Below are 11577 nucleotides of genomic sequence, written 5' to 3'. Positions count from 1 at the left end.
CGCGTATAGCCCCTCCCGCTTGCGGGAGGGGCTATACGCGTTACGGTTTGATCCCCCATTTGCCGAAGCGGGTATCGACCTGGGGATCCATCATCCGCGCGGCGACAAGGTCGGATTCCGAACCAGTCTCTCCGCGGGCCTTGCGGATCACGCCGCGCATGAAGAGGCTGGCGGTCATTTCCGGCTGAGCGTCGAGCGCGGCGTTGAGGTCGCTCAGCGCCTCGTCGGTGCGGCCGAGGCGGAAATAGACCATCGCGCGGCTATCGAGCGCAGGCGCGGGATTCTCCATCAATTCGATCGCACGGGTACAGTCGCGCAGCGCGGTGTCGAGCGCCAACTTTCGTGTTCCCTTCAGCCAGCAACGCTCGTTGAGCAATGCCGCGTTGCCGGGATGCGCCACAACCGCGGCATCCAGCACGGCCAGTGCCTCGTCCGCCTGCCCGCTTTGTGCGAGGAGGTCGGCCTTGATCGCAAGATAGCCCGGTTTCTCCTTCCCGCCCGCGTCAATCTGGAGCTGCGCCATTTCCAGCGCCTTGTCATACTCGCCCTTTTGGCCGCGCAGCCTGATCGCTGTCCGGATCGCTTCGCCCGAACCCGGGTCCAGCTCGGCCGCGGCATCGGCATCGGCAATCGCCTTGTCGAGCTGCCCCACCGACCGATGGGCGTCCGCGCGCCGCAGATATGAGGTGACGGTCGGCGACAGCGTGATCGCCTTGTCGAGGTCGCGGATTGCGGCGGCGTTGTCGAAGACGCGATCGTGATACCAGGCGCGATTGAAATAGCCGTCGGAGTCGGACGGATCGGCGGCGACCGCCTGGTCATAGACCGCCTGGATTTTCTTCAGCCCGCCCGACTTGCGCGCAGCGGCAACGTCCTGCCAGCGCTGCGGATAGCCGACGGGCGCCACTGCGCGCAGCAGCCGCGTCTTGGCCTGCGCCAGTTCGCGCCGTGCCGCGCCGATATCGGCGGGGGCAATCTCCTCCCCGGTCACGATGGTGCGGTCGTCGACCGTCACGACATTCCCAGCCAGGGTGGCCCGGCGAACGACCAGGCGGCCCGCAAGCTTTTCGGGCAATTTCTCGTCGCCTTCAAAGGCGAAACCCGCACCGCCCGCCGGAAGGCGATAGCTGGTGCGGATGCGCGCGTGCATCGCTTCGCCGGTGGCGACGGGCAGGTCCCGCCACGCCGGGCGACTGCGATCGGGTTCGAACCCGATTGCCGCCACCGCATTGTCGATTCCCGTCTTGTAGCGCTCGCTCTCGCGCTCCCAGACCGGATAGGCGACACCCGCTGCTGTCACCACCACGGTCCCCGCTGCGTCGTCGAAGCTGAGGTCGCGCCGGGTATAGGTACTGGTGTTGACATACTCGCCGACCAGCTGCGCGATCATTTTCTCGGTCTCTGTCTTGCCCAGCGCGGCTGCGGCACCGCGGACCATCTGGACCACCTGTCCGCGCATCGTCACCTTAAGCGTGAAGGGCGCGGGCAGATGGATGCTGGCGGTCTGGTCGAGGTCCAGTTCTGCGTCGATATCGGGCCGCGCGCGCGGGCGCAGCGGAAGCGCGATCAGCCCCGCCCCTTCAGCCCGCAGCGGAAGCGCGTGGCGGAAGGGCGGCGTGTTGCCGAGATCGGCCATGCGGTCGCCGCTCGACGTCCCGTCGAGCCACAGGCTCTCCCCGCCGATCTGTGCGCGTACGATAACATGGTCGAATGCCGCCGGCATGGGCAAGCGCGAGGGAACCAGGTCGCCAAGTCTGCTGTGCACCAGCACCGCCTCTGCCTCCACGCCCAGCTCATGCAGGATCGCGAGCAGGATCAGCGTCTTCGCCTTGCAATCGCCATAGCGCAGCGACCAGGTTTCGGCGGGCGATTGCGGGACATAATTGCCCTGGGCCATGCCGTTGAACAGGTACCGGACCTTGTCCTGCACCAGTTGCAACGCGGCGGCAGTCCGCGCGCGGGGATCGGGCGAGGCGGACGCAATTGCCGCGACTTCCTTTGCCAGCGCGCTGCCCGGCGCGATCAGCCCCTTGGTCGCATAGAGCGGGGCCATGGTCTTTGCGACCGCGCTCCAATCGGCATAGCTGGTCGCGTCGAGAATCGGGATCGGCTGGAACCGCGCGGGTGCGTCGCGCGGCAGTTCGGGCGGCTTGGCGATCGGCAGCGCGATCTCCAGCTCGCGGTCGCCGCCCGCAATCGCGACCGGGCCGGGCTTCACCCAATCGGCATAAGCGCGCCAATTGACCTTCATCGCCTGTGGCCAAACCAGTCGGGCGCGACCGAAGCGGACCTGCATCGGCTGCGCGAACAGCGGGAGGCTGCCCTGCACCTCGCCCGCCAATGTCGGATCCTTGCGCGTGGTCGAAAAACGCAGCCGCAGGACATCGCCCACCCGCAGCCCTTCGACCGGCATGGTCGCGGTGAGCAAGCCGTCGAGCTGCATCTGCTCCAGCCTTTGCTCGCGGCGCAGCACCGACAGTTGCTTGCCCCCAGCGAGCAGATCGATCGTCTCGCCGCCACGCAGAATCTGGGCGCTGTGGACGATCAGATCGCCATGGTCAGGGTTCCACGGCATCTGGACCGTTCCGGCCTGAGCCAGGATCTGCGGCGAAGCGATGCGTGTTGCTGTCTCAATATAGTGCCATACCTGTCCGTCAGCGAACCGCTGCTGGTGATCGAGGACGAGAAAGACCGGTGCGTCATCCGCCAGCTTGGCCATGTCGATTGGCGGCGCTGGCTTCACCCAGCCGGGCGCGGCGGCATAGAGTGGCTTGTCACCCGCCCAGGCGGGCGCGGCGCTGGTGAGCAAAATGCCCAGGAACGCGGACTTACGGAACATGGCTAACCCCCGGTGTTTCCACGCGAACCTAACGGCTCGCGGTCCGGGAGCAAGCGCGATCACCTAGAATGGTAAAAGTCGTAGACCTGCTGCGCCACCGCCGCTGATACCCCCGGCGCTTTCTGCAGATCCTCCAAACTCGCCCCCCGCACCGCCTTGGCCGTGCCGAAGTGCATCAGCAGGGCTTTCTTGCGCGCGGGGCCGATGCCGGGGACGTCGTCGAGCGGGCTGGCGCCGATGGCCTTGGCGCGCTTCGCCCGGTGCGCGCCGATGGCGAAGCGGTGGACTTCGTCGCGGAGTTTCTGGATGTGGAACAAGGCTGGGGCGTTGACGGGGAGCATGCGTTCGCTGCCGTCCATCAGGTGGAAGACTTCGCGGCCCTCCCGGCCGTGGTGCGGGCCTTTGGCGACGCCGACCATGCACACATCCTCGATCCCCAGCTCCTCCAGCACGGCGCGGGCGGCGCTGAGCTGGCCCTTGCCGCCGTCGATCAGGACGAGGTCGGGCCACACGCCCTTGTCGCGGTCGGGGTCTTCCTCCTGCGCGCGGGCGAAGCGGCGGGTGAAGACTTCGCGCATCATCGCGAAATCGTCGTTGGTGGCGGCGCTCTTGATGTTGAACTTGCGATACTGGCCGGTGCGGAAGCCCTCTGGCCCCGCGACGATCATCGCGCCGACGGCGTGCGCGCCCTGAATATGGCTGTTGTCATAGACTTCGATGCGGTCGGGCGGTTCGGGAAGACCAAATAGATCAGCAATGTCGCGCAGGATCCTTGCCTGAGTCGTCGATTCGGCCATGCGGCGGTCGAGCGCCTCGATCGCGTTGCGCTTGGCCTGATCGAGCAGGCGGCGGCGGGTGCCGCGCTGCGGCATGCCGATCGCGACCTTGCGCCCGGCGCGTTCGGCGAGCGCTTCGGAGAGGAGCTTGAGATCATCGAGGTTGCGGTCGACGAAGATGGTGCGCGGCGGGGGCACCTCCTCATAGAATTGCATGAGGAACTGGGTGAACACCTCATCCTCCGGCACGTCGGCGGTGTGCGCGGGGAAGAAGGCGCGGTGGCCCCAATTCTGGCCGCCGCGGATGAAGAAGGCCTGGATGCCGATCTGGCCCTGTTTGGCGGCCATGGCGAAGATGTCGGCGTCGCCGATCCCCTCCGCATTGATCGCTTGGCTGCCCTGGATGAAGGTGAGCGCCTTCAGCCGGTCGCGCAGGATCGCGGCGAGTTCGAAGTCGAGATTTTCGGCGGCGGCCTGCATCTGCTCGCCGAGTTTCGCCTGAACCCTGGTCGACTTGCCCATCAGGAAGTCGCGGGAATCGGCGACGAGTTCCGCATAGCCGGCCTTGTCGATGCGATCGACGCAGGGGGCCGAGCAGCGGCGGATCTGATAGAGCAGGCACGGGCGGTCGCGGGTGTTGAAGAAGCTGTCGGTGCACGACCGCAACAGGAAGAGCTTCTGGAGCGCGTTGAGGGTCTTGCGCACCTGACCCGCGCCCGCGAACGGGCCGAAATAGTCGCCCTTCGCCCGGCGCGCACCGCGATGCAGCTGAACGCGGGGGTAGTCGTGGTCGCCGCGCAGGAGGATATAGGGGAAGGACTTATCGTCGCGCAGCAGGACGTTGTAGGGCGGGCGGAAGCGCTTGATCAGCTGTGCTTCGAGGAGGAGCGCCTCCGCCTCGTTATTGGTGGTCACCACGGTCATCGACCGCGTCTGCGCGATCATGCGGCGCAGGCGGTTGGAGAGCTTCGCCGGTTGCGTATAGTTGGCGACGCGGTTCTTGAGCGCGCGGGCCTTGCCGACATAGAGCACGTCGCCGCGCGCATCCTGCATGCGATAGACGCCGGGGCGGACGGGGAGCGTCTTGAGCACGTTGCGGATCGCCGCGACGCCGGCGTCGAGATCGGGCGTCTCCGACCCGCGCACGGCATAGGTGGCGGACTCTTCGTTGAAGCGGTTGGGGGAATTGGGGTCGGACATCGTCGCGCTCATGTAGGCGGATTGCGTCGCGCTTTCCATCTGATAGCCTGACGCGATCGGATTTTGGGGAACATCATGCGCCTGCTCACCGCTCTGCTCGCTTCGTCGCTGCTTGCCACGCCCGTGCTGGCCGAACCGGACTTCGCGCCGGCGGTGGAAGCGGATTATGCGGCGCATCTCGAGGCGTTGTTCGTCGATTTCCACAAGAACCCGGAACTGTCGTACAAGGAAAGTCGCACCGCCGCGATCATGGCGCGGGAGCTGCGCGCGGTGGGCGGGATCGAGGTGACCGAGGGGGTCGGCGGGACCGGCGTGGTGGGCGTCATGAAGAATGGCGCTGGCCCGACGATCCTGCTGCGCGCCGATATGGACGGACTGCCGCTGAAGGAGGATAGCGGCCTGCCCTATGCGTCGAGCGTAACGCAGGAGGATATCGACGGCGTGGTGAAGCCGGTGATGCATGCGTGCGGGCATGACGTGCACATCACGTCGATGATCGGCACCGCCCGGCAGCTGGCGAAGCTGAAGAGCCGGTGGAAGGGCACCGTGGTGTTCGTCGTGCAGCCGGCCGAGGAGCGGATTGGCGGCGCGCGCAAGATGATGGAGGACGGGCTCTACACCCGCTTCCCCAAGCCCGATTATGCGGTGGCGTTCCATGTCACATCGGGCTTTCCGACCGGCAAGATCGGCCTGGAGCCGGGGATCAGCTCGTCCTCGTCGGACAGCGTCGACATCACGATTTTTGGCGTCGGCACGCATGGCGCCGCGCCGCATATGGGCAAGGACCCGATCGTGATGGGCGCGCAGATCGTGATGGCGCTGCAGACGCTGGTGAGCCGCGAGATCGCGCCGCTCAAGCCCGGCGTGGTCACGGTCGGGTCGTTCCATTCGGGGTTCAAGCACAACATCATCAGCGACAAGGCCGAGCTGCAGCTGACCGTGCGGTCGGATGACGAGGAGACGCGCAAGAAGCTGCTCGACGGGATCAAGCGGATCGCGACCAATGTCGGGCGGATGAACGGCCTGCCCGAGGACAAGCTGCCGCAGGTGCGGGTCGGGTTCGAGTCAACGCCGGTGACGCTCAACGATCCGGCACTGACCGCGCGGGTGCGCGGGGCGTTCACCAGGGCGTTTGGCAAGGACATCCTCAAGACCGAATCGCGCGAGAGCATGGGGGCGGAGGATTTCGCCTATTTCATCGAGCAGAAATTGGGTGTGCCGGGCGCCTATTTCGTGGTCGGCGGGACGCCGCAGGCCGAGCTGGACGCGGCCAAGCGCGGCGAGAAGACGCTGCCCGCGCACCATTCGCCCTTCTTCAAGGTCGAGCCGAAGCCGTCGGTGACGCTGGGGACGACGGCGATGACGGTGGCGGTGCTGGATTTGCTCAGGAGATAACGACGCGGTCGAGCAGCCAGATCGCCGCGGTGAGCGACACCGCGCCGGTGGTATAGACCCAGGCGATCAGCCGCAGGTTGAGGCCGCGCAGTTCCTTGATCTTGTGCGCCGACAGCCGCTGCTGGATCGCGCAGGCGCGACGCTCGGCCATCCAGATGATCGCGATGCCGAGCGCCATGAACAGGCTGGCCAGCGCTTTCGGTATCCAGGGCGGATCGAGCGATTCGAACAGCACATGAAAGCCCAAACCAATGCCGACCGTCGCCAGCGCGGTGCGTGCCCAGCCGCTGAAGGTGCGTTCATTCGCGAGCAAAGTGCGATCCTCGGCAAGGTCGGTCCGGTCTTCGGCGAGTTCGGAGCGGGAAGGGGTGTCGTCGGTCATGGCGAGGCAACGCGTGACGGTGCGATAGGCTTCCGGGGTGTGGCGGCGCGATCGGTTGGAGACGGACACGGTCGAACGTCAACGGCACAGGTGTTGCGGCGGACGCCCGATTTCTAGTCTGAAGCGCGCCAACCCGCCTCCTGCGAACCTAGGGTGGCAGAGTCAGCGGCGGCATTGTTCGCGGCCCTGGGCCCCTGGCTCCAGAGGAGCAAGATCACCCCGCGTCGAGGACTTCGCGGATCTTCGTCGCGAGCTGTTGGACCGTGAACGGTTTGGCGATGAAGGCCACGTCGTGGTCGAGCATCCCGTTGTGGACGATCGCGTTGCGGGTGTAGCCGGTGGTGTAGAGCACCTTGAGCCCCGGACGCTGCTCGCGCGCGCGATCGGACAGGACGCGCCCGTTCATGTCGGGCATGACGATGTCGGTGAAGAGCAGGTCGATGCGTGGCTGGATCGTGAGCACGGTCAGCGCCTGATTGGCGTCCGACGCCTGCACCACGACATAGCCGAGTTCGCGCAGCGTATCGACCGACATGTGGCGGACGCGTTCCTCGTCCTCCACCACCAGGATCACCTCGTCCCCCTGCGCGCGCGGCAGATCGATCGGACCGGTTTCGCCCGGAGCGGCTTCGGCATCGCCGAAATGGCGCGGGATATAGAGCTTCACCGTCGTGCCGACGCCGGGCTCCGAATAGATTTTCACATGCCCGCTGGACTGTTTGACGAAGCCATAGACCTGGCTGAGCCCCAGCCCCGTGCCCTTCCCCACGCCCTTAGTCGTATAGAAGGGGTCGAAGGCGCGCTCGATCACTTCGGGCGGCATGCCCGTGCCGGTGTCGGTGACCGACACCATGACATATTGGCCGGGCGTCACTTCATTGTGCGCGGCGGCATAGCCATCGTCGAGATGGGTGCAGGCCGTCTCGATCGTCAGACGGCCGCCATCGGGCATCGCGTCGCGCGCGTTGACGCACAGGTTGAGCACCGCGTTCTCAAGCTGGGCACCGTCGATGAAGGCCGGCCACAACCCGCCCGCGAGCACGGTTTCGACGCGGATATTCTCACCGATCGTCCGGCGCAGCAGTTCGGACATGCCGCCCACCAGCTTGTTTGCGTCGACCGCCTTGGGTGCGAGCGGTTGCTGGCGCGAGAAAGCCAGCAGCCGCTGGGTAAGCTGTGCGGCGCGCTCGGCGCCCTCCATCGCATTGTCGAGATTGTCGCGCGCCCGGTCCGGATCGCTGGTCAGTCGCCGCCGCGCCATGTCCAGACTGCCGATTACGATCGCGAGCATGTTGTTGAAGTCGTGCGCGACGCCGCCGGTGAGCTGCCCGATCGATTCCAGCTTCTGCATCTGGCGGACCTTGGCCTCGGCCTCGGCGCGCGTTGCCGCCTCTTCGGTCAGCTGCCGGTTCGCGGCGAGCAGCGCGTTGCCGGCATCGAGCGCGGCGCGCGCGCGGCGACGCGCATCGCGGGTTGCAAACCACGCCAGCGCAAAAACCGCGGCTGCACTGAGGATCAGCCACGCGGTGAGCCCGTTCGACCAGCTGCGCAGCGTCGCGACCCGCTCCGTCAGCAGCCGGGTTTCGGTCGCCTTCATTGCGGTGACCAGGGCACGGCACCGGTCCATCAGCTGCTTGCCGATGCCGACCCGTACGGCTTCCGATGCGCGGTCGAACTGGTTCGCGCGCGCCAGCTCCAGCCCAACGGTCAGGCGATCGATCCGCGCACGCGCGCATTGTGCCAGCTGCACCGCCGCCCGGACCTGAACCGGGTTATCGGCGACCAGCCGGGAGAGGGTTGCGAGATCGCCGTCTAGGCGGCGGCGGCCATCATAATAGGGCTCGAGATAGACCGGATCGCGGGTGACGAGATAGCCACGCTGTCCGGTTTCGGCATCCTGCAGCCGCGCGCGAACCGTGCTGAGCTGCTCCTGCAGCTCAAGCGTGTGCGTGACCCATCGCTGTGCCTCGCGCTGCTCGCGAAACAGCCACAGGGTGCCTAGGATCGCTGTGACCACAATGGCGAAGCCAAGGATCAGCGCGATCAGGCCGCGATCGGTTTTGGTCTTCTCCATCGTTACGGCCATACGCAAAAAGACGGGCGCGGCAAACCGCCGCGCCCGTCATCTTTGCCGCAACATGTTCAGTTGAGGCGCGACAGGCCCGCAATCGTCTGATCGACCAGCGCCTTGTCGGCGCCGGCATCGTGCTTCTGCGCGATGATCGCACCCGCCGCCGCAGTGGCGGCTTCGGCGGCCTTGGCGCGCACCTGATCAAGCGCGAGGCGCTCGGCAGCGGCGATCTTGTCCTCGGCCATCTTGGTGCGGCGGCGGATCAGATCCTCGGCATCGGCCTTGGCCTTGACCAGCAGCGCCTGTGCTTCCTCATCGGCATGGGCGACCATGGCGGCGGCCTCCTGCTCGACATTGGTGAGCTTGCGCGCATATTCGTCGCGCAGCGCTTCGGCTTCGGCACGCAACTGGTTGGCTTCGTCAAGCCGGGTACGGATCGCCGCAATCTGCTTGTCGAGCATGCCGCCGATGACCGACGGCACCTTCTTCCACACGACGATCAGGATCAGCGCCAGCATCGCCAGACCGACCCACATGGTCGCGTCGATGCCGAACACGGCCGGAGCCGCGTGATGCGTTTCACCCGCCGCTTCGGTGCCGGCATGGGGGACGCCCATGCCTTCGCCCTTGGACGCTTCGCTCAGATTCTGCGCAACCGGGTCGGTCGCCGTGCTCGCGGTCACTTGTGCTGCCTCAGCCATGGAGTGCTGCCTTCACTGCCTGAGCCGCTTCGGCCGGGGTCACGGCCACGCCCGACAGACGCGCAACGATGTCACGCGCGGCATCGGTGGCGACCGATTCGATTTCACCCGCAGCGGCGGCGCTGGCCTCCGCGATCCGGGCTTCGGCCGCAGCGACGCGACCCTCGATCTCGGCATTGGCGGCCGCGAGTGCGGCGTCGCTTTCCGCCTGACCGGCGGCGCGGGCCTCGGCCAGACGCTTGCGGGCAGCTTCGCGCGCCGCATTTTCCTGAGCGCGCCAGGTCTCTTCGGCCTGATCGGCCGCCACGCGTGCCGCTTCCGCAGCCGCAAGGTCGTCCGCAACCGACTTGTCGCGCGCATCCATCGTGCCCGAGACCTTGGGCAGAATGCCCAGGCCGACGATCACGAAGGTGAGCCCGAAGGTCAGCAGCAGCCAGAAGATCTGCGACGCATAGGTCGCTGCGACTTGTTCGATCTGGGGCATTGGTCCGTCCTCTCGCGGTCCGTCCTCAAGTCCGCCCCGCGTGGAACACGCAGGGCGGGAGAGACTTCAGGCGACGAAGATCAGCAGCACCGCCACGACGAACGCGAGCAGGCCGAGAAGCTCGGCAGCCGCGAAGCCGATGAACATGTTGCCCTGCTGGCTGGCAGCCGCGCCCGGATTGCGCAGTGCGCCCTGGAGAAACGCTGCGAAGACGTTACCCACGCCCAGCGCCGCGAGGCCAGCACCGATCGCCGCGAGACCGGCGCCGAGCAGCTTGAATGCTTCTGCTTCCATTGAAATCACTCCTTAGAAAATCAGGTCTTGGTGGGAAAAACTCAGTGATGATCGTGCAGATGCACCGCGTCGTTGATGTACAGCGACGTGAGCAGCGCGAACACATAGGCCTGGACGCCGGCGACCAGGATCTCGAGGGCCGAGACGCCGAGCATCAGCGCGAAGCTGGGCACACCGACCAGCAGGCCCCAGCCCGCGCCGGCATTGGCCGAATTGATGATGAAGCCGGCCAGCACCTTGAGCAGGATGTGACCCGCGGTCATCGCAACGAACAGTCGCAGCGCCAGGCTGAACGGGCGGACCATGAACGAGACGAACTCGATCGGCGCCACGAGGATCAGCACGGGGATCGGCGTCCCCTTTGGCACGAACAGCGAGAAGAAGCGCAGGCCGTGCTTCGCAAAGCCGACGACGAGGACGATCGAGAAGGACAGGATCGCCAGCACGCCGGTCACGGTGAAGTGGCTGGTCGCGGTGAACGGATGCACGCCCGGGATCGCGCCGAACGGCAGCAGACCGATGACGTTGGCGAACAGGATGAACATGAACAGCGAGAAGACGTACGGCAGGAACTTGCGCCCCTCATGCCCGATATTCGCCTTCAGAAGATTGTCGATGAAGCCGGTGAAGCCTTCGACCGCCATCTGCCAGCGACCCGGAATCACTTCCCGCTTCATGCCGCCCAGCATGAAGATCCACAGCGCGACGGCGGCGATCGCCATCCACAGCGCGCTGTTGGTGAAGGCGATCTGCTGCCCGCCGATGGTGAACATGTCGGCAATCGACGTCACCTCGAACTGGTGCATCGGATCGATCTTGCCTGCTTCTTCAGCCACGCCCGTTTCCCATGTAACGCAAGCGCCCGAAAGTCACTTCGAGCGCTGGTTCGAAATCCTGATGATGTTCCTGAACGCGCTGACGATGCCAAGGGCAAGCAGCGTGAGCAGGAGCCATGGCGAGGTGCCGAGGAACCGATCGAGCACCCACCCGATCAGCGCACCGCCGACCATTCCTCCGATCAGCTCGGCAAGAACGCGGTTGCCCATGCGATAGTCGCCATCGCCGGCTTTCCGCCCCTCACCCCGCCGATCCGCCTCTTCGGATTTTGCCCGCGCCAGCCGCTCGTTGAGCGAGGTGATGCGGCCATCCTCCTTGAGGGGGTCCAGTCCGGGCTCGTTCTCGGTCATTTCGTCTCTCCCACCTGTCAGATACCAGGGCGAAACGCATGGGCCGAGCGGCGAGCCCGCCAAGGCACGCGCGCTTTAGAAAGGGGGGTGCCCCGAGTCAACCGCGGTGCAACATTGTTGCAATCCATTCCTCCCCCAGCTCGCTGGGGGAGGTGGCATCGCGAAGCGATGACGGAGGGGCCGCCGCTGCAAGCGGCGGAATTTTGCCGAGCTGTTCACGGCCGTCTGCGCGGCCGCCCCTCCACCAC

10 protein-coding genes are annotated in these 11577 nt (G+C 66.2%); 1 reads left to right on the top strand and 9 read right to left on the bottom strand.

What is annotated here, in order from left to right; all coding sequences use genetic code 11:
• Positions 1–40: 40 nt before the first annotated feature.
• Complete coding sequence (locus AX681_RS17975) at positions 41–2839, bottom strand: DUF3857 domain-containing protein (RefSeq protein ID WP_066658312.1); 2799 nt, start codon at positions 2837–2839, stop codon at positions 41–43.
• Between the two features lie 59 nt (positions 2840–2898).
• Positions 2899–4815: an excinuclease ABC subunit UvrC gene (gene uvrC / locus AX681_RS17970; protein WP_066658335.1), complete on the bottom strand. Its 1917-nt coding sequence runs from the start codon at positions 4813–4815 to the stop codon at positions 2899–2901.
• A gap of 75 nt (positions 4816–4890) precedes the next feature.
• On the opposite strand from uvrC, the gene AX681_RS17965 reads away from it, so the two are divergent.
• Complete coding sequence (locus tag AX681_RS17965; protein ID WP_066658318.1) at positions 4891–6210, top strand: amidohydrolase; 1320 nt, start codon at positions 4891–4893, stop codon at positions 6208–6210.
• Here the strand turns inward: AX681_RS17965 and AX681_RS17960 are convergent.
• The 7 genes from AX681_RS17960 to AX681_RS17930 form a co-directional block, all read right to left on the bottom strand.
• The gene (locus tag AX681_RS17960) at positions 6200–6661 is read right to left on the bottom strand and encodes a YidH family protein (RefSeq protein WP_231733683.1); all 462 of its coding nucleotides are present in this window, start codon (positions 6659–6661) and stop codon (positions 6200–6202) included. The genes AX681_RS17965 and AX681_RS17960 overlap by 11 nt on opposite strands.
• 145 nt (positions 6662–6806) lie before the next feature.
• The gene (locus AX681_RS17955) at positions 6807–8666 is read right to left on the bottom strand and encodes a CHASE3 domain-containing protein (protein ID WP_066658322.1); all 1860 of its coding nucleotides are present in this window, start codon (positions 8664–8666) and stop codon (positions 6807–6809) included.
• A 68-nt stretch (positions 8667–8734) separates the two neighbouring features.
• Positions 8735–9364, bottom strand: a complete 630-nt coding sequence (locus tag AX681_RS17950) for a F0F1 ATP synthase subunit B family protein (RefSeq protein WP_066658324.1) — start codon at positions 9362–9364, stop codon at positions 8735–8737.
• Entirely contained in the window at positions 9357–9848 is a 492-nt protein-coding gene (locus AX681_RS17945) for a F0F1 ATP synthase subunit B family protein (RefSeq protein WP_066658328.1), read from the bottom strand. The genes AX681_RS17950 and AX681_RS17945 overlap by 8 nt, the downstream gene beginning before the upstream one ends.
• Positions 9849–9914: 66 nt before the next feature.
• Positions 9915–10142 carry a F0F1 ATP synthase subunit C gene (locus tag AX681_RS17940; RefSeq protein ID WP_066658331.1) on the bottom strand — a complete coding sequence of 76 codons (228 nt, stop codon included), beginning with the start codon at positions 10140–10142 and terminating at the stop codon, positions 9915–9917.
• A gap of 41 nt (positions 10143–10183) precedes the next feature.
• On the bottom strand, positions 10184–10948 hold the full coding sequence (locus AX681_RS17935; protein ID WP_066658337.1) for a F0F1 ATP synthase subunit A: 765 nt from the start codon (positions 10946–10948) through the stop codon (positions 10184–10186).
• 63 nt (positions 10949–11011) lie between these two features.
• Positions 11012–11329, bottom strand: a complete 318-nt coding sequence (locus AX681_RS17930) for an AtpZ/AtpI family protein (protein WP_066658333.1) — start codon at positions 11327–11329, stop codon at positions 11012–11014.
• Positions 11330–11577 lie beyond the last annotated feature (248 nt).

The organism is Sphingomonas sp. CCH9-E2, from assembly GCF_001557215.1.
Classification (GTDB): domain Bacteria; phylum Pseudomonadota; class Alphaproteobacteria; order Sphingomonadales; family Sphingomonadaceae; genus Sphingomonas.
Note: the sequence above shows the minus strand (reverse complement) of the source record. Positions and strands in the feature narration are given on the sequence as shown.

Bases quoted from the DNA above. Each gene is read 5' to 3' on its own strand.
- AX681_RS17975 (WP_066658312.1), bottom strand. From the start codon at position 2,839: ATGTTCCGTAAGTCCGCGTTCCTGGGCATTTTGCTCACCAGCGCCGCG.
- uvrC (WP_066658335.1), bottom strand. From the start codon at position 4,815: ATGTCCGACCCCAATTCCCCCAACCGCTTCAACGAAGAGTCCGCCACC.
- AX681_RS17965 (WP_066658318.1), top strand. From the start codon at position 4,891: ATGCGCCTGCTCACCGCTCTGCTCGCTTCGTCGCTGCTTGCCACGCCC.
- AX681_RS17955 (WP_066658322.1), bottom strand. From the start codon at position 8,666: ATGGAGAAGACCAAAACCGATCGCGGCCTGATCGCGCTGATCCTTGGC.
- AX681_RS17950 (WP_066658324.1), bottom strand. From the start codon at position 9,364: ATGGCTGAGGCAGCACAAGTGACCGCGAGCACGGCGACCGACCCGGTT.
- AX681_RS17945 (WP_066658328.1), bottom strand. From the start codon at position 9,848: ATGCCCCAGATCGAACAAGTCGCAGCGACCTATGCGTCGCAGATCTTC.
- AX681_RS17940 (WP_066658331.1), bottom strand. From the start codon at position 10,142: ATGGAAGCAGAAGCATTCAAGCTGCTCGGCGCCGGTCTCGCGGCGATC.
- AX681_RS17935 (WP_066658337.1), bottom strand. From the start codon at position 10,948: ATGCACCAGTTCGAGGTGACGTCGATTGCCGACATGTTCACCATCGGC.
- AX681_RS17930 (WP_066658333.1), bottom strand. From the start codon at position 11,329: ATGACCGAGAACGAGCCCGGACTGGACCCCCTCAAGGAGGATGGCCGC.